We start from the raw sequence: 21,381 nt of genomic DNA on the forward strand, positions 1-21,381 counted from the left end.
TAAGAACAAAAAGGGCCGCCAAACGGGGGCGGCCGCAAACATTGATGGCGCGCTTACTGCGAGACGGGGTCCAAGTCAAGATAGGCGAGCCTGGGAATTACCGCCTCTGCCTCCGTGCCTAGCCCGTCCTGCGCGCCACCCGAAGCGGCGTTAGCAGCTACCGGCGATTCGCTCAGCCAGTTTTGCATCTCTGCACCTGTCAGCCATCTCGCATCGTCGAACGACACCGAATTGGTCATGGCATAAAAAGCCCGCGCAGACGCCTCGTCCATGCCCATGTCGATGTAATAATCGAGATAGCGGCGATGCTCCGGCGCGCCAGCCGGATAGTCTTCTGCTCCCATACCGTATTCGTCCAGCCAGCCGTGGACCGCGAAGCTCGAACCGGCGGCGATTTCGCGCGAGGTGCCCGCAAGGAACAATTCCACTGCGCCCGAGCGGACAGATCCACCCTCAGGTGCGCGGGTAACAAGCCCTCGTTCGCGAATCATGCGCCCGACGCGCAGGTTCGCGAGATCATTATGGGTGCCCGGCGCTTCGATGAATTCCAACACGGCGATCTGGGGAAAGGCGGACAGCATCGCTGCGAATTGTGACGGCGTGCGACCATCGGTAATATCGACTAGCGCAGCCGTGCGATTATCGATGACGCGGAAAGGCCCGAAAGCCGCCAGCGCATCGCGATCTGCCGCCTCGTGCTCGGGCGAGACGTAACGGGCGGCACCGCGCACCTCGACCCATTCCTCCACCACCACGATTTCGCTCTGCTGCGCGGCTGCAGGCCCAGCGCAGAGCGGAGCGAGAAGTGGTGCGAGAATAGACAATTGCCGGAACATACCAGCCAAACTGGCAGGCCGATGCTGCGCAAATCCCAAGAGAAGGGGTTGCTATTAAATTAACGACACCTCCCCTCGACAGCGCAGCGTTCTCCGCTATCACCATAGAACAAAGGGGGAAAAATACATTGGTTTCAATGGTCAGCACGGTTGCCTATCTGGGGCTCGAGGCGCGCAGCGTGGAAGTGCAGTGCTCGCTCGCACTGGGCATGCCGAAGTTCAATATCGTCGGGCTGGCAGACAAGGCGGTTGGTGAAAGCAAGGAGCGGGTTCGCGCCGCGCTCTCCGCCATGGGCCTCTCGCTGCCGCCCAAGCGGATCACGGTAAATCTCTCACCTGCCGATCTTCCGAAGGAAGGCTCGCATTACGATCTGCCTATCGCGCTCGCGCTGCTATCGGCCATGGGTGTGGTGGACGCAGAAGCGATGAGCGAATGGCTTGCCGTGGGAGAACTCGCGCTCGATGGCCGCATCGCCGCTTCGCCCGGCGTTTTGCTTGCCGCCCTTCATGCCAGTGAGCAGGAATTGGGGCTGATCTGCCCCGCCGACCAAGGTCCCGAGGCGCGCTGGGCGAGCGACATTCGCGTATGCGCCGCGCCCGATCTCACCAGCCTGCTCAATCATCTGCGCGGCACAGCGCAGCTCGCCGAACCGCAGCCGGGAGAAGTGCAGGAAGCCGCACCGGGGCCGGATCTGAAACAGGTCAAAGGACAGGAAACAGCCAAGCGCGCTCTCGAGATCGCGGCAGCGGGCGGACACAATCTGCTGATGAACGGGCCACCGGGCGCGGGCAAATCGCTGCTGGCATCCTGCCTGCCCGGCATCCTGCCGCCGCTTTCCCCGGCAGAGGCGCTGGAAGTCAGCATGGTCGCCTCGGTCGCTGGAACGCTGGAAGGCGGGCGCATCAGCCGGGAGCGGCCATTCCGCGCTCCGCACCATTCGGCGAGCATGGCGGCGCTGACGGGCGGCGGGCTGAAAGTGAAGCCGGGTGAAGTCAGCCTTGCGCATCTGGGCGTGCTCTTCCTCGACGAGTTGCCCGAATTCCAGCGGGCGGTTCTCGATTCTCTGCGCCAGCCGCTGGAGACGGGCAAGGTCGATGTGGCGCGCGCCAATGCGCATGTGTCCTACCCCGCGCGCGTGCAGCTGATCGCGGCGATGAACCCATGCCGCTGCGGCCATTTGGGGGACCCGGCGCTCGCCTGTTCACGCGCCCCGCGCTGCGCCGCCGATTACCAGAGCAAAGTGTCCGGCCCGATGCTCGACCGGATCGACATGCATGTGGAGGTAGACCCAGTCTCCGCTGCGGACCTTGCCCTGCCCCCACCTGCAGAAGGCAGCGCCGAAGTGGCCAGCCGCGTGGCAGCAGCGCGCCGGTTGCAAACCGCGCGCGGCGTTCGCAGCAATGCCGAGCTGGAAGGCGACGCGCTGGAGCAACATGCCGGCCCGGACGACGCAGGCCGCACTCTGCTGATGCAGGCCGCCGAAGCGATGCGCCTCTCCGCCCGCGGCTACACGCGCATGCTGCGCGTTGCGCGGACCATTGCCGACTTGGCAGGCAGCGAAGGGGTAGGCCGCATGCATATTGCCGAGGCGCTCAGCTATCGCAGGCAGCCGCCGCGGGCTTAGTGACCGTTTTCGACCTTAGTCGCGGACAGAGCTAGGCGATTATTCAGCCCTTGGGAGCAGCCATTAGCAACCGAAGAGATCTGCAGTTATTCCTCCAGAATTGGTAGAACATCAATCAGCTCGACATCTCGCATTTGCGCGAGATAGGCTTCGTAATAGGCTTTGTGGGATTCTCCTACTATCGCGAGCATTCGCGAACCCGGCGAACGCCCCAAGACTTCCCGCATATTGGCAACCATCCGCAAATTCCTCGTCTCCCAATAAGCGACATACCTGCGACCATATTGCCCCTGCGATTGTTCAGCCAAAGCAGCGCCCCAATCCGACTCATAAGCCAATGCAGCAAATTCTGGCGAATTGGACGCTTGATACATTTGCAGAAAGGCGCCGGGTTCTGCGAGCAACGAATAAAGGGCTTCCCTATCTTCTGCGCGCTGCTGCGAAGCGGGATTGTCCCAAGCCGCATTGAGGGCAGCGCCATACGCTTCCCAGTCAGTCGCACCGGCGTAGAAATCTTGGGCGTCGACGCTCCACAACCGCTGTAGTCCGCTACGTACGGCGATGGGAGCAGCGATGAGACTGATCTCGCTCTGTTGCTCTCGCCTGCCTTCGAGCTCTCCCACGAGTGCTTCTGTCAAACCGTCCTGAGCGCTGCGTTCGCTTTGCGGGAGATACAGCCATTGAACCAGCGCGGACCCCGGCTCTCCGGCCGCGAGGAAAAGCAGCGCATTTCGTCGTCGATCGGATGCATTTTCCGTCTGACCATCGGCTAAGCGCTCCTCGATCAAAGCGGTCGCTTCGAACACGTTAAGTCCAGCGGCAGTGGTGGCTGAACTCGTATCGTAGCAGAAACGAGACAAGCTGCTCGCATATCTGGAAGGCATTTGTCGCATCATTTCGCATGTGAGCCCGGACATCGTCTCGACAGCGATGAAGTTTGGTGACCATGCCGAGAAGCGCTCGACAATTGGAGCGACCATTGTGGGCTCGAAAACGTCAGGCAGTCCACTCAAGTGAGGAGTTCCCAGGACCGCTACCTGATTGGCTTGACCTGCTGGCTTGTCAGTCATTTCGTCGGGCTGAAACGTTCGCTCATAGGGTTGTGCGGAGGCTGCTATCGAAGCAAGAAGACAGGGGACCGAGATAAGTAGGCGTCTGATCATGTGCGTGTGTTAGTTCTGCAAAACACCCGACGCAAGATGGTAATTTTCTTGTGGCTGGTTTTGAGACCTAATTGCCGACCATCCGCTGCCCACCCGACTGTTGCCATTCCTGATCACTCGCCCCCATAAGGCGTATTCTTTACCAGCTTGCGATTGTAGTCGGGCGCGCCGTCGTCCCACCACACGGGGCCGCGTTCGCCTAGGGCCACTTTGGCCTCGTGCACTTTGGCGCGGGCGGCTTTCACTTTGTCCTCATCACCCGTGGCATCGCGCACGGCGCGGCGGGCGTCCATCAGCTCGTTGACCAATTGTTGGCGGCGCTCTTCGGGCAAGTCAGGATTGCTCGCGCGCCATAATCGTCCATCGACGATGATGTAGCGCCCGTCAGGCGTTTTCCTTGGTGTGGTAGCCATCGTGCCGTTCCACCGGAGTGCCGATCTTGTCAGGGGTCTGCCAGCCGAGTTCGTGCCAGCCAAGCGCCCTGCCGTCATGCGCCTGAATGCCTATGGTCTGCACTGGCTCACCATCGCGGCAATCGACAAGCACCAGGTTCGGATTGCAGACATCCGCATGCTTTTCGCCCCATTGGCGCAAGGCCAGCATGGCCGGGAGCAGGCCGAGGCCTTTTTCGGTCAGGCGATATTCTACCTTGCGACGATCGCTTTCACACGGTGTGCGTTCGAGCACCCCGTGTTCGACCATCTTGGCAAGGCGATTGGACAGGATGTTGCGGGCAATGCCCAGCTCCTGCGAAAATTCTTCAAAGTGACACAGGCCGTTGAACGCGGCGCGCAGGATGAGGAACGACCAGCGTTCTCCCATCACTTCAAGTGCATGCGAGAGGCCGCAGCCAAGCTCGCCCAGTGGTTCTCTTATGCCCATACAATCATCTCAGTCCCGTACCTCTCCTACAGAGAAATGCGGGAATGCCAAAAACTTTCGCGAATAAGGGTTGCTAATCGAAACTTAGACTTATAGGTAGCGAATCACAACTGGTTTTCAGTTGCAACTTAATCGACGATCAAGGAGCCCGCCATGAAACGCTTCGCTGCCGCTGCCCTCTCTGCCATTCTCCCGCTTGCCGCGCTTGCTGCGCCCGCCGCCACGCAGGCGACTGGCACCAGCCAGCACTATTTCGAAGCGACTCTCTTAGCGCCCACTGAAGAGGAAACCGCGATTGCCGGCGGCGTTGTGTTCCGCTGTGATGGCGAGAGCTGCACCGGCCCACGCAGCGGCGATCGTCCCTTGCGCGTCTGCTCGGACTTGCGCCGCGATGTCGGCCAGATCGCCAGCTTCAAGGTTCGCGGTGAATTGATGTCGGACGCCATGCTGGCGCGCTGCAACGGCTGATCAGAACCGATCCCGCCGCCCCTCTCCATCTGGGCGGCACTTCATTGCCCCGGCGCCTTCGCGGCTGTCGGGGCATTTTTTATATGATCAGTCGAGCAGGCCGCGGGAAGTCAGGTCAGCTTCAAGCTTTGCAGCGTCCTCGAATACGTGCCCATGCCAGCCACGCGCTTTGGCAGCGGCGATATTCTCCGCCTTGTCATCGATGAAGAACAGGGCAGAGGGCGGAAGGCCGAAGCGCGTTTCCGCCAGCGCATAGATCGCCGGATCGGGCTTTGCGACTTTCTCCGTGCCGGAGACGACCACATCTTCGAAAACATCAAAGACCTCTTCGGTCGGCCGGAAAAGCGGCCAGAAATCGTCGCCGAAATTGGTAAGCCCGAATTGCCGCACACCGCGCGCATGCAGCCGCACAACGAGATCATGCGTGCCGGGAACATGGCCCGGAATGGTCTCGTTGAAACGCGTCGCATAGGCGCGGATGTGCTCAGCATATTGCGGATATTGCGCGATTCGTTCTGGCACCATCTCGGATAGCGAGCGGCCTTCATCCTGCTGGTGATGCCAGCGCTCGGTCACGACATTGGAGACGAACCATTCGAGCTCTTCGGGATCGTCGATCATCTTCCCGAACAGGCAGCGCAGATCCCATTGGATCAGCACGCGTCCAACGTCCCAGACGACGGCAGAAGGCGAATGGATCTCAGACATGCAAAAAGCCCCCGCACTGGCGGAGGCTCTGCAAAAGACCTGTGCCGCGCAACGCTGGCGGCACGGCGCCGGTTAGCCCTGACGGGCCTTGAAACGACGGTTGGTCTTGTTGATCACATAGGTGCGGCCGCGACGGCGAATCACGCGGCAGTCACGGTGACGGTTCTTCAGCGACTTAAGGCTGTTACGGATCTTCATGGTCTTTTCCCGAAAATATTACGGCACCGGAGATAGTCCCCGATGCCGGAAATTCAAGCCGCGCCGATAAGGTGGCGAGCTTACTTAGTCAACCATTTCCCCTGATTTCGCCGAGCTTTCGCTCCCATGCTAGGGCGTGGCCGATGATTTCATCGAGATCGGCGTGCTGCGGCTCCCAAGGAAGCGTTTTCTTGATGCGGCTTGGATCCGAAACGAGCGAATCGGAATCGCCTGCCCGCCGGGGCTGCATCACGCGTTCAATTTTCAAATTGGTCACCCGGTCCACCGCGTCAAGCACTTCGAGCACGGAGAAGCCACGGCCATAGCCGCAATTCATCGTCAGCGACGTGTCGGGCTTGGCGATCAATTCTTCCAGCGCCAGAACATGGGCAGCAGCAAGATCGCTGACATGGATATAGTCGCGCACGCCAGTGCCATCGGGCGTGTCATAGTCCGTGCCGAAAACCGCCACGCTCTCCCGCTGGCCAAGCGCCGCCTCCACCGCCACTTTGATGAGATGCGTCGCGCCAGCAGTCGACTGCCCGCTGCGTGCCTGCGGGTCTGCTCCAGCGACGTTGAAATAGCGCAGCGCGCAGTAATTTATGTCATGCGCAAATGCCGTGTCGGCGAGCATCTGCTCTGTCATCAATTTCGACCAGCCATAGGGGTTGATCGGCACTGTCGCCGTATCTTCGGTCACCGGCGAGACATCGGGGATCCCATAGGTCGCAGCCGTGCTGGAGAAAATGAAATGAGGGACGCCTGCTGCCACAGCCGCATCTAGCAGGGCGCGGCTTTTCACTGTGTTGTTGTGATAATATTTGAGCGGATCGGAAACGCTTTCAGGCACCACGATGGAGCCTGCAAAATGCATGATCGCGCGCGTCCCCTGCTCCTCGAAAACCCGCGCAAGCAGATCCGCATCGGCGATATCGCCTTCGTAAAAAGGCACATCATCGTGCACGGCAAAGCGAAAGCCGGTTGTGAGATTATCGATCACTGCAACCGGCCAGCCGCGATCGCGCAGGGCCAGCACCGCATGGCTGCCGATATATCCGGCGCCGCCGGTCACCAGCACGGGAAGTTTCATCGTCGTCATGGCGTAGCGCACTAGCAGGAAAGGGCTAAGGCACAATTACTGCGTTCTGGTGCACTTTCGCGTTTTGGTGCGTTATAGATCACATGATGAAATCTCCCCTCTTCCTGCTCGCCGCCTGCGCGCTCGCCACGGGATGCGCTGCACCTGCCTATGTCTCACCTGTCCAGGTCACGCGCTTTGTCAGCGAAACACCCGCATTCCTCGGTCAGGGCACGGTGGAAGTGGTCGCAGCGCCCGGCAGCGATGCCGCCTCGCTCGAATATGAAATCTATGCCAATGCCATCCGGCTCGAGCTGGAAGAGCTTGGCTATCGCATTGTCCCGGATGATGGAAACCAGACGGCGATGGTCTCCGTCGAGGTCTTCGTGGGCGCAGAAGAAAGGCGCAGGTCTCCTGTCACTGTTGGCGCTGGCGGATCGACCGGAACCTATGGCAGCGGCTTAGGCGCAGGCATCGGGATCAATCTCGGCAGCCTCTCCGGACCGCCGCCCGAACGTATCGAGCGGGAGATTTTTGTTGCGCTGCAGGGTAACGAAATGACTACCAATCTGTGGGAAGGCCGCGCAACCATGGTCGCAACCAGCAATAGTGATTTCGCCGAAGACGCAGCAGCCGCTGCCCGCATGGCGGACGCGCTTTTTGCAGGTTTCCCCGGTAATTCCGGCGAAACCATCGAAGTCGAATAAAAAGAGAATTCATGTCACAAACTGATATTGCCATCGATGCCGCTTTCGACAGCGGCAATATCGAGATCGTTTCCATTGATGGCGCCACAGCACGCCTACGCATTCCGAAGGACCGCAAGAGCGAATTTGCGCAGTGGTTCCACTTTCGCGTTTCGGGCGCAGTGGGCCACGAAGTCACGCTCATCTTCGAAGATCTGAAAAACACCGCTTACCCTGAAGGCTGGCCGTCATACCGCGCCTGCGTGTCGGAAGATCGCGACTTTTGGGGCCGCGCCGATACGGAATATGATGCCGACGGCGGCACAATGACCGTGCGCTACACGCCAGCATCGGACATGGCCTATTTCGCCTATTTCGCGCCCTATTCGATGGAGCGTCACCACGATCTCGTCGCCGAAGCAGCCAGCGCGGAAGGCGTGACCTATCGCCGCCTGGGCGAGACCTTTGACGGGCGCTCGATCGATTGCCTCGAAATGGGCGAAGGCGAGACGCAGCTCTGGATTTACGGTCGCCAGCATCCGGGCGAAACGCAGGCCGAATGGTGGATGGAAGGCGCGCTCGAAGTGCTCACCGATCCCGCCGACGTCGTTGGCCGGGCCCTGCGCGCCAAATGCCAGATTCACGTCGTGCCTAACTGCAATCCCGACGGCAGCGCCCGCGGTCACTTGCGCACCAATGCCGAAGGCGTGAACCTCAACCGCGAATGGGCCGAACCGTCAGCAGAGCGCTCGCCCGAAGTGCTCGCCATCCGCAATGCGATGGACGAAAGCGGCGTGGATTTCGCGATGGATGTGCATGGCGATGAAGCTATCGCCGCCGTCTTCCTCGCAGGCTATGAAGGTATTCCCAGCTGGAGCGATGATTTCGGTGAGCGCTTCTATCGCTACCAGCGCATACTCGATCGCCGCTGCCCCGATTTCCAGACCGCGAAGGGCTATCCAAAATCAAAGCCGGGCACTGCCAATTTGACGGTCAGCACGAACCAGGTTGCAGAGCGCTATGGCGCAACTGCCATGACGCTGGAGATGCCGTTCAAGGACAATGACGATTGGCCGGATGAAGCGCAGGGCTGGAGCCCCGAACGCTGCAAACTGCTGGCGCGCGATTGCCTCGCAGCGATGGTAGAATGGTTCGAGACCTAGGAAAGCTAATAGCCAAAGGTTTGCCGCCGCCATTGCTCTAGGTAAGGCACGGTCGATAGCGCGACCCAAACGCGTCCGTCGCCGATATCGTCGTTAAATCGTCCGGTAATCAGCGTTGTGCAAAGTCCCGCGTCCATTATCCGCTGGGGCATTGCACCTGCATCGACGAGGCGAGCGCGCATTTGCTCACGGTGATAATGGCCGCGATCCCCGTCGCTCGTCGAACATAAAATTACAGCAGGGTCAGCCACTTCTTCGGCTGCCGATACCAGCATCGCTGCCACGGCTGTCGATCGCTCTTCATCGGCCTCTGAAAAATCGACTATATAAATCCCGTCTTGCTGGGCTTGTGCTGGCACAGCCGAGAAGAACCCGACAGCAAGCGCAAGAGGAGCAGTTCCGATCTTCATCGGCATAAACATGCCAATTGATGAATTACGGCGCGCTTAACAGCCCCCTCAGTTCTGCACCACCACCCAGCGCATCGGCTCGCTATTCGCTGCGTTGGTGAGCGCGGAATTGGCAGTCCACAGCGTCCACGGCCTGCCCGCGTAATCGGGCTGCAGCCAGTCCCGCTCCAGCCAGAGATTCCGCTCGATCCGGGTGGCGATTTGATATTGGCGGGCGAATTCCTCGCTGATCTTCAGAACCACTGGCTGCCCGGCATGGCCTTCCACCTGATTGATGAACGTCGTCAGCTCGCTTTCGAGCGCGGCCTCCAACACGGGATCGCCGCATTCGCTTGGCTTTTTGTTAAGATAGATCGCTGGCGGCATCAGCGTTGCATCACGCGGGACGATCGTTACGAAATTGGCGGCCTGCTCTTCTGCCGGGATGCACGGATCATAGGTGTGGACCGCACCATGCGGGATATCGGTCTCGGTCAGCGCGGCCAGATTGCGGCCAAAATTCTGGTCGCGGCCCTCGGCTCCGCTGCTTGCCTCAAGATAGACGAAATCGGCGCGCGCCGTGCGCAGGGCGGAGATATCGACGATACCTTCGGCCTCGCCCATCACCACGCCTTGCACCGGATATTCGGCGCGTGGCGGTGCCCAATTCTTGCTGTGCCACCACAGGCCGACGCCGACGCCGATAAGGGCGATGAGCAGCAGGGCTTCGATCCAGAAGCGCAGCACGGATTTCTTTTTCTTGCCCATCGGGCGTCCCTGTTTGTTTCCTGCCGCTTGCTGCTCTTGAGGTCTGGTTTCAGGCCTTGATATGCAGCACGCAAATTAATGTGAAAAGACGGCGCGCAGTCTCGAAATCGGTTTCGACTTTGCTTTCCAGCGAATCGAGCAATTGCCGCGTGCCGCGATCATGGATGGCCCGGCGCGCCATATCGATCGTTTCGATTTCCTGAGCGGAGGCGCGGCGCAAAGCTTTGTAATAGCTGTCGCATATCGCGAAATAATCGCGCACCACCCGGCGCAGGCGCGCAAGGCCAAGGCCGATTGTACCTGCCGATTCGCCTGCGCGATCAGACAGGTGCAGCGCCAGCATCCCGTCGATAATTGCCAGATGCACATGCCACGGGCCCGAATGCCCCGCTTCCTCGGCCCGCAGTGGGCGGAAGAGATTATCCTCGACCAGATCACGTAGAGCCACTTCGCGCTCTTTTTCGATATCGTCATTGCGCGCGATCACCGTCGCTTCATCAAGCGTGATGCGATCGATCCGGTGGTCTTCGTCCTGCGCCATAACAGCATTCTCTTGGCCCAGCCGCGCCCCACATTGCAATTGCGAAAAGGATGGGATGCACAATCGTCCCCGCTTTCCACAGGGGGTGGTGCAAATTTGCAGAGCGCGAAGGCTTGCCCGCAGCCCGCGCGCCACGCAATAAGGCTCCCACAATGTCAGACGAAGATCTCCTTATCAAAACCGACGCGAAACCCGCCGATGGCGAGCCGAAAGGCCGCGCGCTTCCCGCCAATCTTGAGGCGGAAGCCGCCTTTATCGGCGCAGTCCTGATTGATAATCGCGTACTCGAAGAGCTGCCGGTGGAGCTTCAGGCCAAGCATTTCTACGCGCCGATCCACCAGCGGATTTTCGATCGCATACTGATCGGCGTCGAAAAGCAGATGGTCGTCACTCCGGTGACGCTCAAACCCTACTTCCAGGATGACGAGGGCCTCGCCGAACTGGGCGGCACCGCCTATCTTGCGCAGCTGACCGCCGACGGACAGGGCCTGCTCGCCCCGCGTGAAATGGCGCAGCAGATTTACGATCTGGCGCTTTTGCGCGAGCTGGTGAGCGTGGGTCGCGATCTGGTGGAAGGCGCGCTCGATACCTCCGAAGAGGTCGAGCCGATGAGGCAGATCGAAGGCGCAGAGGCGCGCCTCTTCCAAGTGGCCGAAGGGGCGACGAGCGAGAAAGCGGAAACCAATTTCCGCGCCGCCTCCATGGAAGCGATCCGCATGGTCGAAGCCGCGATGAGCTCGGGCGGCGGGCTGTCTGGCAAGACAAGCGGCCTCGCCTCGCTAGACAGCAAAACGGCCGGCTTGCACAATTCGGACCTTGTGATCCTCGCCGGTCGCCCGGGAATGGGGAAAACCTCGCTCGCCACCAATATCGCCTTCAATTGCGCCGAAGAACATCTCAACTGGATGCGCGATGGCGGGCCGCACAATTACGGCGCGCCGACAGCTTTTTTCAGCCTGGAAATGAGCGCCGACCAGTTGGCGACGCGTATCCTGGCAGAGCAGGCGGAGATCTCTTCGGAAGCGCTGCGCATGGGTAAGCTTTCAAAAGCTGAATTCCAGCAGCTTTCCTTTGCCGCGCAGCGTCTTGCCGAGCTGCCGCTATTCATCGACGACACGCCTGCGCTGACCATTTCCGGCCTGCGCGCCCGCGCGCGGCGTTTGAAGCGGCGGCACGATATCGGGCTGATCGTGATCGATTACCTGCAATTGCTCCAGGGCTCGGGCCGCGCGAATGACAACCGCGTGAACGAGATTTCCGAAATCAGCCGCGGCCTGAAAACCTTGGCCAAGGAATTGCAGGTTCCGGTGATCGCGCTGTCCCAGCTCAGCCGTGCGGTGGAGCAACGCGAGGACAAGCGCCCCATGCTCTCCGACCTGCGCGAATCAGGATCGATCGAGCAGGACGCCGATATGGTGTGGTTCATTTTCCGCGCCGAATATTACCACGAGGCGCTGCGCCCCGATGTCCCGACCGAAACCAGTTCGGAAGCCGACAAGGAGAAATACTCCGTCTGGGCCAGCCGAATGGAGGAGCTTGCCAATCGCGCGACGCTGATCGTCGCCAAGCAGCGTCACGGCTCCACCGGCAATGTCCCGCTGCATTTCCAAGCCGAGTTCACCAAATTCACCTCGCCCAATATGAAGGATTATTCGGACTACGGGTTCGAGTGATCTCTGTGAAAAGCGCGCGAATTTGCGCCAGATCAAATCGCTGATAGTCTCAGCAGGGCATAGTCGACTCATCACAGGAGGAGATTTGTCATGTCAGGCCCCATTATCGCCGGAACCGATTTCGGACCTCGTGCAGACCGCGCGATCGACCGTGCCATTGCGCTAGGTGAACAGCTTGGCCGCGAGGTGATCGTGTTTCACGCGCGCGATTTGCCTCCCTACTCTACCGACGACGGCCATGATCTCGATGCGCAATTGCGCGAAGTCTTGCCGCGCGGCGCGCAGGGTGTGCAGTTCGCCTACAAAAGTGGCAGCCCGCCCCATGCTATTGGCGAATATGCCGATGAGAAAAATGCGGAGCTGATCGTGCTGGGCGTGGCGCGACACAATTCGATTGGCGACTATTTCCTTGGCACTGCAGTAGACAATTGCATCCGCCGCACGGATCTGCCGGTATTGGTGGTTAAGAAGCGGCCGCAGCGTGAATATGAAACGATCGCCATCGCCACCGATTTCTCCGAATTTTCCGTCAGGGCAGCGCGCTGGGCAGCGGAGATGTTTCCGGACGCAAAACTCCATCTGCTGCACGCTTTCCATGTGCCCTACGCTGCCTGGAATAACGCCGCCTATGTCACCGAAGAAATCAGCGGCTATGCGCGCGAGAAGATGGATGAGTTCATGAAAGCACTGCCCGATGAAGTGCAAAGCCGTATCACGACCCATGTCGAAAAGGGTATGCTGACCAGCGCGATCAATACGCTGATCGCCCGTGAAGGCATTGATCTGGTCGTTCTCGGTTCGCACGGCGAAACGGGGTTTCGGCACGCAACGATCGGCAGTCAGGCGAACAGCCTGCTGACCTCCAGCATAGCGGATACGGTGATTATCGGCCCCCGCGTCGCTGACTGATAAGCGGGGGGCTTTACGGGTTGAGGCGCCGCGTCACCGTATAGTCGACCACCGATACGAGGCTCCAGCCGATCCAGCGTTTTAAGCGCTCCCATGAATTTGTGCGCTTGCTATGCAGTTCCGGTGTGATGTGTTCCGACACGTCCTGAAGCGTGTCGATATATTCACGAATGCGGTTCGCAAGATCCTCGTCCTCGATCCGGAACATCAATTCGAGATTGAGGCGGATCGAGCGGTGATCGAAATTGGCGCTGCCGAAGTAGGTGCAATCATCGACCACCAGCAGCTTCATATGCAGCTTGCTCGGCTGGAATTCATAAATGTTTGCCCCTGCCTTCAGCAGCTTGCCATAGGTTGAGCGCGCGGCGGCGATGGTGGCAGAATTGTCTGATTTCGCTGCCATCACAAGATTCACTTCCCCGCGCTTGGCAAGCTTGCGGATTAGGCGCCGATAGCTGCGCGGCGGCGAGAAATAGGCCATCACCATGTCGAGCCGCTTGGCATCGTTGAAATCGCGCTTGATGTAATTTTCCCAGTTACTGGGCACGCGTGTAGGGCCGCCGACAAGAAGCTGAACCGGGCCATCGCCCGGCTCCCAATCACGCACCATTTTACGCACCGCGCGGTAATGTGCGTCGTCATCACTCGCCCAGTCTCGAATCTGCGCAAACCATTCGCGTAATTTATCGACAATCGGCCCGCGCAGAAGGACGCCGAGATCGGTCCAGCCATTCTCTTCCGGCGGCTTGAAATAGTTTTCCGACACGTTGAATCCGCCGACAATCGCGCTTTCTTCATCGGCGATACACATCTTCTGGTGGTTGCGGATCAGGTACCGGCGCGTGGCCTTTGGATTGAAGAAGCAAAAACTGCCCCCGGCATCGACGATGGGCTGGAAAAACTTCTTCTCCGCATCGGTGCCGAAGCGGTCGACAATCAGCGTGACTTCGACCCCGCGCTCCGCCGCCGAGACCAGTGCATCGCGCACCGGGCCGCCTGCGGCGTCATCCTGAAACATATAGTAAAACACTTCCAGCTTGTGCTTCGCATCGCTGATGAAAGCGAGAAGCGCGACGTAGCGATGGGCGCCGTCCGGCATGAAAGTGAGCGTGTGGCCTTGCGCCTCTACCGTGAAGGGTTCGGGGAAATCATGCTGGCAGGCATCGGGCTCGGCGTACATAGGTGGTCCTTCAATGGCCTTTGGCGGGAACTGGGCCACCGCTGCCTCTACGCAAAGACCTTGACCCTTGTTCCCTCACCGCCTATTTGCGGCTCTTTCCGACAACACCAGAATATCGGAGTGCCCATGGCGCGCGTTACAGTCGAAGATTGCGTCGACAAAGTTCCAAATCGTTTTGACCTCGTCCTGCTGGCCGCACAGCGTGCGCGAGAGATTTCGGGCGGTGCCGAAATCACCCTCGATCGCGATCGTGACAAGAACCCGGTTGTGGCCCTGCGCGAAATCGCCGAGCAAACGGTGAAGCCGAAGCACCTGAACGAATCGCTGGTGCAGTCGCTGCAGCAGATCCTGCCGGATGATGAAGACGAGGCCGATGATGTCGGTTCGCTCAGCCAGTCGGCAGAGGCCATGCGCCTTTCCGCTGCCGCGCCGACCCGTTCGACGTCGATCGGTGCCGATTACGACGGCTGATCTTTTCGGATCATGCGATAAGCATAAAGGGGCCGCGCCTTCGGGTTGCGGCCCTTTTTGTTTTTAGCGGCGGGTGAAAGGTAGCCAGAGGCTGAAGCCGAGGCGCGATGTCTGATCGCCTTCCCATTCCTTCAGCCCGATGGTCATGCCGCGCTGACCCTCTCGTCCGCTCGCGACATAGGTGCCGAACAGCCTGTCCCATAGAGTTAGGACAGTGCCGTAATTGCTGTTCGTCTCCACTTCGCGATCTGAATGGTGGATGCGGTGCATGCTGGGTGTGACGAGCAGTTTGCGAACTCCGCGATCCCAGCGCTCGGGCAATGCGAAGTTTGCATGGGTGAATAGGGTGGCGACAGCAAAGCCGACCTCGAAAACGAAAACCGCCAGCGCCGGCGCACCGAGCGCAATGACCACCCCCATCTTCCAGAGCATCGACAGGACAATTTCGACCGGATGGAAACGCGCAGCCGTGGTCACGTCAAAATCGCGATCGCTGTGATGGACGCGGTGGAGCCGCCAGAGCAGCGGCACGCGGTGCGTCGCCCAATGCTGCAGGTAGAGTGCCAGATCGAGCAACAGCAATGTCGCGACAAAGGCCAGCCAGTATGGCGCAGCGATCGTGTTGAAAAGGCCCCAGCCCGCTTCTGCCGCCCACAGCGCTCCGCCGACCATCGCCAGCGGGAAAACCAGGCGGATCAGCAGCGTATCGAGCGCAAAGAGGGATAGATTGGTGAACCAGCGGCGCGGTTGTGATTGCTCACGATCCCGCACCGGCAACAGCCACTCGGCGAGAGCCAGCACCGCAAAAGCGATTGCCATGATGGCAAGGCCGATGGTGGGCGAGATACTGTCTGTGCCGGGCATAGCCGCAATGTGGTCTGTCATCGCGCCTTTCACAAGAAGGGCCGATTGTGTCTCGCTCCGCGCTGCCTATAGTGGGCAGTGACCAGGGACGGGGATCAGCATGAGCGACATTCTGGGCGGTATCGGCAGCGTGGTGGAGGGCGGATTGTTTTCGCGCGCGCTCGAGCCTGATTCCGGAGCCAAACTGCCGCATCCCGATCAGCCCGATGCCTGCAAGAATTGCGGTACGCCGCTCACTGGTGCCTATTGCCACGCCTGCGGGCAGCGCGGACACGTGCACCGCACAATCGGTGCTTTCCTGCACGAGCTTGTGCATGGCGCGCTGCATTTCGAAGGCAAGTTCTGGCGCACTCTGCCTCTGCTGATTTTCAGGCCGGGCCAGCTGACGCGCCGCTATATTGAAGGCCAGCGGGCGCGCTTCGTATCACCCATGGCGCTGTTCCTGTTCACGGTCTTCCTGATGTTCGCCGTGTTTCAAGTGGCTGGCCTCTCCACCTCCTCACTCGATCTCGATGATCCGCGCAGAGTATGGAATACGGAAATCGCCCTTCAGGATGTGACCGACAATCTGGAGCGGGCGCGTGAGGAGCGCGACACGACTGCGCGCAATCTCGAAGAAGCGCGCGCCGAGGATCCGAATAGTGCGCTTACTGCTCGTCTTCAAGACGAACTCGCTCAGGCCGACGCAGACATAGCGAACCTTGAAGCGGGGCAGGAGCAGCTCAGAGACATCGCATCCGAAATTGAAGGGGGCATTGAGCCGAGCCAATCTCTCCCTGAAAGCATGGTGCAGGTCGAAACAGAAGAGAGCGAGATGACGGGCGTCGATTTCCTTGACGAAGGGCTGCTCGCCAAGTGGAATGAGAACCCTGGGCTCATGCTCTATAAATTGCAGGCCAATGCTTACAAATTCAGCTGGCTTCTGATTCCCATTTCGATCCCATTCGTCTGGTTGCTATTCTTCTGGAAGCGGCGCTTCAAAGCTTACGATCACGCGATTTTCATCACCTATTCGCTCAGCTTCGTGACGCTGTTGTTTATCATCCTATCGGTGCTGGGAGTCGCCGGTTTCGGCCAAGCAGCGTGGCTTTTGCCAATGTTCGTGATCCCGCCAATCCACCTCTACAAGCAGCTGCGTCACGCCTATGAGCTCAGCCGCTTTAGTGCGTTCTGGCGGCTCATGGTGCTCAGCATTTTCATCTGGATAGTGATCATACTGTTCGTCCAATTGCTGCTAATGCTGGGCGCTTATTAGCCTCGCTCAGCTGCCGCGCCCGGTCGCGTCCTGCAATTCGTCAATCCGCTTGGATGCTTCTGCCTTGGTCAGCGACGTGTCGTAAGCATCGGGCTGGCCGGCCTCTTCGCTCAGCGTCTTGAGATAGCTCGCCTGCGCGCCGGTCATGCGCTCATCGCCTGTCGTCCAGTTCTCGGGCGCCTTTTCGGCATTCGATACCGGATCGCTTTTCGGGGCTTCATTGGGTGAAGGTGCAGTCATGATTGTCTCCTTTCCCGAATAACGTGTAAGTTCACGGTTTGTTCCGCGGACCGTCTGCCCACTGTTATTGCGGCAGACGGGTCGCGACTATTCTTGGATATTATCGCCCGTAATCGGAGCCGGGCCTGGTTCTTCTTCGTCGCCTTCGCGTAGCTCATCGGCTAGGTTCGATGCGCCTTCAGCAACCGCTTCGGAAGCGTCGATCGCGCCCTCTTCGATCGCTTCGCCAGCGACCTCGGCGTTCGCAGCGGCATCTTCAGCGGCCATATCTGCCGTTCGCGCTGCGTCGTTTTCAGTCTGCTCGGAACAGGCGGCAAGGCCGAAACATGTGACCGATGCGGCGAAAAGGGTGGTGGCGATGGCGGTTTTCATTACTCGTACTCCGGAATGTTCTTTGGATTTTAAACCCCTGAGAACAATGAGTGTTCCGATAACACTTCGCACATGCGAAAAGGGCGGCGCATCGCTGCACCGCCCTTCGCGTGTTTCAAAAGCTGTAGGAAAGCACTTTACGCGCCTTCGGGTGCCTCGCCGCCGCCAAAGCGCTTGCCAGCCTTGGGGATGGAGGAGCCATGCGTCGGCTGCTGGATGACGGGGCCGCTCGGCGCATCGGGCCGGTCGATCTTGCCGTTTTCCATCAGCTGCGTGATCTCGTCACCGGTCAGCGTTTCGTATTCGAGCAGCGCCTGGGCGAGCAAGTGGAGCTTGTCCTCCTGTTCGGTCAGCACGTCGGTGGCGCGCTTGAGGCCGCTTTCGACGAGGTCCTTTATCTCCGCATCAATCAGCTTGTTGGTGTCGGCACCAGCCATCGTGCGGCTGGACTGACCCATGCCGAGATAGCCTTCCTGGCTCTGCTCATACATCAGCGGGCCGAGCTTGTCCGACATGCCCCATTTGGTGACCATGTTCTTGGCCAGATCGGTAGCATATTGGATATCGCCCGACGCGCCGCTCGAGACTTTGTCATGGCCGAAGATGATCTCTTCAGCGACACGGCCACCCATGGCGACCGCCAGGTTCGCGTGCATCTTGTCACGGTGATAGGAGTAATTGTCCCGCTCCGGGAGGCGCATCACCATGCCCAGCGCGCGGCCGCGCGGGATGATGGTAGCCTTATGGATCGGGTCCGATGCCGGCTCGTTCAGCGAGACGAGCGCATGGCCAGCCTCGTGATAGGCTGTCATCTTCTTCTCGTCCTCGGTCATAACCATGGACTTGCGCTCGGTGCCCATCATCACCTTGTCCTTGGCGTCCTCGAACTCCTGCATGGCGACAAGGCGCTTGTTGCGGCGCGCGGCCAGCAAGGCGGCTTCGTTGACGAGGTTGGCAAGGTCAGCGCCAGAGAAGCCCGGCGTACCGCGCGCAATGGTACGCGGGTTCACATCAGGCGCCAGCGGAACCTTCTTCATGTGCACGGCGAGGATCTTCTCGCGGCCATCGATATCGGGAACCGGCACCACAACCTGGCGATCGAAACGTCCCGGGCGCAGCAGCGCCGGATCGAGCACGTCGGGACGGTTGGTGGCGGCGATGATGATGATGCCTTCATTGGCTTCAAAGCCATCCATTTCGACCAACAGCTGGTTCAGCGTCTGCTCGCGCTCATCATTGGAATTGCCGATACCGTTGCCGCGATGGCGACCCACGGCATCGATTTCGTCAATGAAGACGATGCACGGCGCGTTCTTCTTCGCCTGTTCGAACATGTCGCGCACGCGGCTTGCGCCCACGCCCACGAACATCTCAACAAAGTCGGAACCCGAAATGGTGAAGAAGGGCACACGCGCTTCGCCTGCAATCGCGCGGGCGAGCAGCGTCTTACCCGTACCGGGAGAGCCGACCAGCAGCGCACCCTTGGGAATTTGTCCGCCAAGCTTGGAGAAGCGCTGCGGATCCTTCAGGAATTCGACGATTTCCTGCAGCTCTTCGCGCGCTTCATCGATGCCGGCCACGTCTTCGAATGTCACACGGCCCTGCTTTTCAGTCAGCAGCTTGGCCTTGGATTTGCCAAAGCCCATCGCGCCGCCTGCACCGCCGCCCTTTTGCACCTGGCGCAGCGCGAAGAAGGCAATGCCGAGAATGAGGAGGAATGGCAGCGAGTTGATCAGCACGACCCAGAACAGGCTCATCTGCTCAGCCTGCTCGCCCGTATAGCTCACGCCAGCTTCTTCCAGCTGTTCGATCAGCTGGGGATCTTGGGGCGGCGGCACGGTGGAGAATGTCTGATCGTTACCCAGCGTACCGGTGATGCGGCCTTCAGACAGCACAACCGATTCGACGCTGCCTTCGGCCACGCGGTTCTTGAAGTCCGAATAGGGGATCTGCGAGCCCGGCGCTTCGCGGTCTCCGCTGAACATCGAAACGGTCAGCAACAGGGCGAGGAAGATACCACCCCATACGAAGAGGCTCTTCATCCAAGGGTTGGGTTGGTTTTCGGGTTCGCGATTCTCATCCATGCTCAGGGGCATCCTTTCGTCCAGACAATGTAGGCCTGCCGGAGTGAATGACAAGATAACGGCGATACCGCTTTTGGGGCGGGATTTCCGATCGGTGTGAGCGGGATGACGAATGGCGGGGGTGTGACAGGTGTGACAGTGTCCTGGCGCAATTAGTCGCCGATTGCGCAAAGCGGCGGAAAACCAAGGTTTCGAACCACAAATTGAAGCGCGCAGTGACATGTCGCCTGCCTGCGCTACAGGACTGCTTGTAGGAAAGCGGAATTCGCTGGCGCCACCCGGCACATAATATTCGCAGGTCAAGCAACCCAATCCTTTTGACAAGGTCGCTTGACAAAATCCGAATCGATGTCTAGGAACCTTTACATCACTTCAAGGGAGCTTGACATGAGCACCATTCAAAAATCGCTTTTATGGGCCGCCGCCATCATCATCTTTGCGCTGATCGGTGCTTTCGGCCCGGTGGAGAACGACACCTTCAAGTCCATGTTCTTCATGCTGCCAGTGCTCGCATGGGCAACCATCGGACAGCGGCGTAGCTGCCTGCCCTGCCCGATTTCCAGAACGGGAGAAAAATCATGAGCTTTGCATCGCGCGCCAAGCCTGAAAAGCTGCGCTATCTCATCCGAATAGCCTTCGCGATGGTGATTTATCTCGGCTCGCTTTTTGCAGCAGAAATCCTGATCGAGGATCAGGGCATGTCAGGGTGGCCCGCCTATGTGCTGGCTGCCCTGCCCGGCCTTTCCTTCGCCGCCGTTTTCTGGATCTTCGTCCGCCTGATTGTGGAAGAGCGCGATGAGTATTTCCGCATGCTGTATGTCCGCCAAGTGCTTGTCGCGACCGGCCTTGCGCTGACAGCCGCAGCGGTCTGGGGCTTCCTCGAAACCTATATGCCGGTGCCGCATATCCGCGCCTTCTGGTGGCCCACCATCTGGTGCTTCGGCCTCGGCGTGGGAGCGGTTTATAACAAGATCACGATGGGCACCTATGGGGAGTGTGCGTAATGACTGATGCTGTTCAGAAGAAACCGAAGCCCGGGCTCTGGGCAGGTCTGTTTGCCGCCAATCTGGGCATAATCGCCGCACTGTTCATTACTGGGGCGCTGGAAGCGCCGACGCCATATATTCTATTCGCGCTCAATTTCCTGCTGCTGATCCCGATGATCAAAGCCGGAAAGCAGGCGCAGGAGGAAAGCGGCGCGATGACGCGGGCCATGCGCGATTACAATCGTCGGTTTTTGGTCGCGAGCGCGCTTTACGCTGCCACCATGTTGGGCGCGGGCGGATTGACCAATGTCATCCCACAGGAATCGCCCGCTATGTGGCTGCTCGCGATCGCTCCCATGCTGCCCGCTTTCGGGATGATCTGGGCGATAACCCGCTACCTGCGCGAGGAAACCGACGAATACCAGCGCTACAAGGCCGTGCGCGCCTCGATGGTCGGGCTGGGCTTCGTGCTGGTACTCGGCACCGGCTGGGGTTTCCTCGAAACATTCGGCCTCGTCCCACATATCTGGGCCTGGTGGGTGTTCCCCGCATGGGCCATGGGCCTCGCTCTCGGGATGGTCCTGCCGGAGCATGCCGGAGATGCCTCGTGAACAATCGCCTCCGCGTCTTGCGGGCAGAGCGGCAATGGAGCCAGCAGGATCTTGCCGACCGGCTCGAAGTCAGCCGCCAGAGCGTGAATGCAATCGAGACGGGGAAATACGATCCCTCGCTCCCCCTCGCGTTCAAGATCGCCGATGTTTTCCAACTCGCGATCGAAGAGATTTTCCTGCGCGATGTGGGGGAGCAGGCTGCCGAATAGGCGCTCGAGACAAAGGATAAAT

Annotated in this window: 27 protein-coding genes; 12 read left to right on the forward strand and 15 right to left on the reverse strand. The window is 59.7% G+C overall.

Annotated elements, in window-relative coordinates; genetic code table 11:
• Positions 1 to 53: 53 nt before the first annotated feature.
• On the reverse strand, positions 54 to 836 hold the full coding sequence (locus I5L03_RS00470; protein WP_234034972.1) for an alpha/beta hydrolase: 783 nt from the start codon (positions 834 to 836) through the stop codon (positions 54 to 56).
• 128 nt (positions 837 to 964) lie between these two features.
• Between I5L03_RS00470 and I5L03_RS00475 the strand changes: the two genes are divergently transcribed.
• A complete protein-coding gene (locus tag I5L03_RS00475; RefSeq protein WP_197919741.1) occupies positions 965 to 2,461 on the forward strand; it encodes a YifB family Mg chelatase-like AAA ATPase in 1,497 nt (498 codons plus the stop codon).
• 86 nt (positions 2,462 to 2,547) lie between these two features.
• On the opposite strand, the gene I5L03_RS00480 is transcribed toward I5L03_RS00475, so the two are convergent.
• The 3 genes from I5L03_RS00480 to I5L03_RS00490 all read right to left on the reverse strand — a co-directional run bounded on the left by I5L03_RS00480 (position 2,548) and on the right by I5L03_RS00490 (position 4,506).
• Positions 2,548 to 3,441, reverse strand: a complete 894-nt coding sequence (locus tag I5L03_RS00480; protein WP_234034973.1) for a DUF5694 domain-containing protein — start codon at positions 3,439 to 3,441, stop codon at positions 2,548 to 2,550.
• A gap of 296 nt (positions 3,442 to 3,737) precedes the next feature.
• The gene (locus tag I5L03_RS00485; protein ID WP_197919745.1) at positions 3,738 to 4,037 is read right to left on the reverse strand and encodes a hypothetical protein; all 300 of its coding nucleotides are present in this window, start codon (positions 4,035 to 4,037) and stop codon (positions 3,738 to 3,740) included.
• The gene (locus tag I5L03_RS00490; protein WP_197919747.1) at positions 4,009 to 4,506 is read right to left on the reverse strand and encodes a winged helix-turn-helix transcriptional regulator; all 498 of its coding nucleotides are present in this window, start codon (positions 4,504 to 4,506) and stop codon (positions 4,009 to 4,011) included. Before I5L03_RS00490 ends, I5L03_RS00485 begins: the two co-directional genes overlap by 29 nt.
• A gap of 153 nt (positions 4,507 to 4,659) precedes the next feature.
• On the opposite strand from I5L03_RS00490, the gene I5L03_RS00495 reads away from it, so the two are divergent.
• Positions 4,660 to 4,974, forward strand: a complete 315-nt coding sequence (locus tag I5L03_RS00495) for a CC_3452 family protein (RefSeq protein ID WP_197919749.1) — start codon at positions 4,660 to 4,662, stop codon at positions 4,972 to 4,974.
• A gap of 87 nt (positions 4,975 to 5,061) precedes the next feature.
• On the opposite strand, the gene I5L03_RS00500 is transcribed toward I5L03_RS00495, so the two are convergent.
• The 3 genes from I5L03_RS00500 to galE form a co-directional block, all read right to left on the reverse strand.
• Positions 5,062 to 5,682: an HAD family hydrolase gene (locus I5L03_RS00500; protein WP_197919750.1), complete on the reverse strand. Its 621-nt coding sequence runs from the start codon at positions 5,680 to 5,682 to the stop codon at positions 5,062 to 5,064.
• 72 nt (positions 5,683 to 5,754) lie between these two features.
• Positions 5,755 to 5,880, reverse strand: a complete 126-nt coding sequence (gene ykgO / locus I5L03_RS00505; protein ID WP_007165381.1) for a type B 50S ribosomal protein L36 — start codon at positions 5,878 to 5,880, stop codon at positions 5,755 to 5,757.
• Positions 5,881 to 5,968: 88 nt separating this feature from the next.
• A complete protein-coding gene (gene galE / locus I5L03_RS00510; RefSeq protein WP_197919751.1) occupies positions 5,969 to 6,979 on the reverse strand; it encodes a UDP-glucose 4-epimerase GalE in 1,011 nt (336 codons plus the stop codon).
• An 83-nt stretch (positions 6,980 to 7,062) separates the two neighbouring features.
• Here galE and I5L03_RS00515 point away from each other — a divergent pair, with 83 nt between their 5' ends.
• Positions 7,063 to 7,665: a DUF4136 domain-containing protein gene (locus I5L03_RS00515; RefSeq protein ID WP_197919752.1), complete on the forward strand. Its 603-nt coding sequence runs from the start codon at positions 7,063 to 7,065 to the stop codon at positions 7,663 to 7,665.
• A gap of 11 nt (positions 7,666 to 7,676) precedes the next feature.
• Complete coding sequence (locus I5L03_RS00520) at positions 7,677 to 8,807, forward strand: M14 family metallopeptidase (protein ID WP_197919754.1); 1,131 nt, start codon at positions 7,677 to 7,679, stop codon at positions 8,805 to 8,807.
• A gap of 5 nt (positions 8,808 to 8,812) precedes the next feature.
• Here the strand turns inward: I5L03_RS00520 and I5L03_RS00525 are convergent, their stop codons facing one another.
• The 3 genes from I5L03_RS00525 to I5L03_RS00535 are packed head-to-tail and all read right to left on the reverse strand — an operon-like array spanning position 8,813 to position 10,505.
• Complete coding sequence (locus I5L03_RS00525; protein WP_197919756.1) at positions 8,813 to 9,223, reverse strand: hypothetical protein; 411 nt, start codon at positions 9,221 to 9,223, stop codon at positions 8,813 to 8,815.
• Between the two features lie 42 nt (positions 9,224 to 9,265).
• Entirely contained in the window at positions 9,266 to 9,964 is a 699-nt protein-coding gene (locus I5L03_RS00530) for a glycoside hydrolase family 25 protein (protein ID WP_197919758.1), read from the reverse strand.
• Between the two features lie 49 nt (positions 9,965 to 10,013).
• Positions 10,014 to 10,505: a UPF0262 family protein gene (locus tag I5L03_RS00535; protein ID WP_197919760.1), complete on the reverse strand. Its 492-nt coding sequence runs from the start codon at positions 10,503 to 10,505 to the stop codon at positions 10,014 to 10,016.
• A gap of 152 nt (positions 10,506 to 10,657) precedes the next feature.
• On the opposite strand from I5L03_RS00535, the gene I5L03_RS00540 reads away from it, so the two are divergent.
• Positions 10,658 to 12,178, forward strand: a complete 1,521-nt coding sequence (locus I5L03_RS00540; RefSeq protein ID WP_197919761.1) for a replicative DNA helicase — start codon at positions 10,658 to 10,660, stop codon at positions 12,176 to 12,178.
• Between the two features lie 90 nt (positions 12,179 to 12,268).
• Entirely contained in the window at positions 12,269 to 13,087 is an 819-nt protein-coding gene (locus tag I5L03_RS00545; RefSeq protein WP_197919762.1) for a universal stress protein, read from the forward strand.
• A 13-nt stretch (positions 13,088 to 13,100) separates the two neighbouring features.
• On the opposite strand, the gene I5L03_RS00550 is transcribed toward I5L03_RS00545, so the two are convergent.
• On the reverse strand, positions 13,101 to 14,267 hold the full coding sequence (locus I5L03_RS00550) for a phospholipase D-like domain-containing protein (protein WP_197919764.1): 1,167 nt from the start codon (positions 14,265 to 14,267) through the stop codon (positions 13,101 to 13,103).
• A gap of 126 nt (positions 14,268 to 14,393) precedes the next feature.
• Here I5L03_RS00550 and rpoZ point away from each other — a divergent pair, with 126 nt between their 5' ends.
• Positions 14,394 to 14,738 (forward strand): DNA-directed RNA polymerase subunit omega, encoded by a 345-nt coding sequence (gene rpoZ / locus I5L03_RS00555; protein ID WP_197919765.1) that lies wholly within the window; start codon positions 14,394 to 14,396, stop codon positions 14,736 to 14,738.
• A gap of 63 nt (positions 14,739 to 14,801) precedes the next feature.
• Here the strand turns inward: rpoZ and I5L03_RS00560 are convergent, their stop codons facing one another.
• The gene (locus tag I5L03_RS00560) at positions 14,802 to 15,623 is read right to left on the reverse strand and encodes a sterol desaturase family protein (RefSeq protein ID WP_234034974.1); all 822 of its coding nucleotides are present in this window, start codon (positions 15,621 to 15,623) and stop codon (positions 14,802 to 14,804) included.
• A gap of 79 nt (positions 15,624 to 15,702) precedes the next feature.
• On the opposite strand from I5L03_RS00560, the gene I5L03_RS00565 reads away from it, so the two are divergent.
• On the forward strand, positions 15,703 to 16,857 hold the full coding sequence (locus tag I5L03_RS00565) for a DUF3667 domain-containing protein (RefSeq protein WP_197919767.1): 1,155 nt from the start codon (positions 15,703 to 15,705) through the stop codon (positions 16,855 to 16,857).
• Positions 16,858 to 16,863: 6 nt separating this feature from the next.
• On the opposite strand, the gene I5L03_RS00570 is transcribed toward I5L03_RS00565, so the two are convergent.
• The 3 genes from I5L03_RS00570 to ftsH all read right to left on the reverse strand — a co-directional run bounded on the left by I5L03_RS00570 (position 16,864) and on the right by ftsH (position 19,553).
• On the reverse strand, positions 16,864 to 17,097 hold the full coding sequence (locus I5L03_RS00570) for a DUF3072 domain-containing protein (protein ID WP_197919768.1): 234 nt from the start codon (positions 17,095 to 17,097) through the stop codon (positions 16,864 to 16,866).
• 87 nt (positions 17,098 to 17,184) lie between these two features.
• Positions 17,185 to 17,469, reverse strand: a complete 285-nt coding sequence (locus I5L03_RS00575) for a hypothetical protein (RefSeq protein WP_197919770.1) — start codon at positions 17,467 to 17,469, stop codon at positions 17,185 to 17,187.
• A 137-nt stretch (positions 17,470 to 17,606) separates the two neighbouring features.
• Complete coding sequence (ftsH, locus tag I5L03_RS00580) at positions 17,607 to 19,553, reverse strand: ATP-dependent zinc metalloprotease FtsH (RefSeq protein WP_325100003.1); 1,947 nt, start codon at positions 19,551 to 19,553, stop codon at positions 17,607 to 17,609.
• 387 nt (positions 19,554 to 19,940) lie between these two features.
• On the opposite strand from ftsH, the gene I5L03_RS00585 reads away from it, so the two are divergent.
• Genes I5L03_RS00585 through I5L03_RS00600 form a run of 4 tightly spaced genes read left to right on the forward strand, consistent with a single transcriptional unit; the run spans position 19,941 to position 21,359 of the window.
• Positions 19,941 to 20,135: a hypothetical protein gene (locus I5L03_RS00585; protein ID WP_197919772.1), complete on the forward strand. Its 195-nt coding sequence runs from the start codon at positions 19,941 to 19,943 to the stop codon at positions 20,133 to 20,135.
• A complete protein-coding gene (locus I5L03_RS00590; RefSeq protein ID WP_197919774.1) occupies positions 20,132 to 20,557 on the forward strand; it encodes a hypothetical protein in 426 nt (141 codons plus the stop codon). The genes I5L03_RS00585 and I5L03_RS00590 overlap by 4 nt, the downstream gene beginning before the upstream one ends.
• On the forward strand, positions 20,557 to 21,150 hold the full coding sequence (locus tag I5L03_RS00595) for a hypothetical protein (RefSeq protein ID WP_197919775.1): 594 nt from the start codon (positions 20,557 to 20,559) through the stop codon (positions 21,148 to 21,150). The genes I5L03_RS00590 and I5L03_RS00595 overlap by 1 nt, the downstream gene beginning before the upstream one ends.
• Positions 21,147 to 21,359 carry a helix-turn-helix transcriptional regulator gene (locus I5L03_RS00600; protein WP_197919776.1) on the forward strand — a complete coding sequence of 71 codons (213 nt, stop codon included), beginning with the start codon at positions 21,147 to 21,149 and terminating at the stop codon, positions 21,357 to 21,359. Before I5L03_RS00595 ends, I5L03_RS00600 begins: the two co-directional genes overlap by 4 nt.
• Positions 21,360 to 21,381 lie beyond the last annotated feature (22 nt).

It is taken from the genome of Aurantiacibacter sediminis, assembly GCF_016019885.1.
Classification (GTDB): domain Bacteria; phylum Pseudomonadota; class Alphaproteobacteria; order Sphingomonadales; family Sphingomonadaceae; genus Alteraurantiacibacter; species Alteraurantiacibacter sediminis.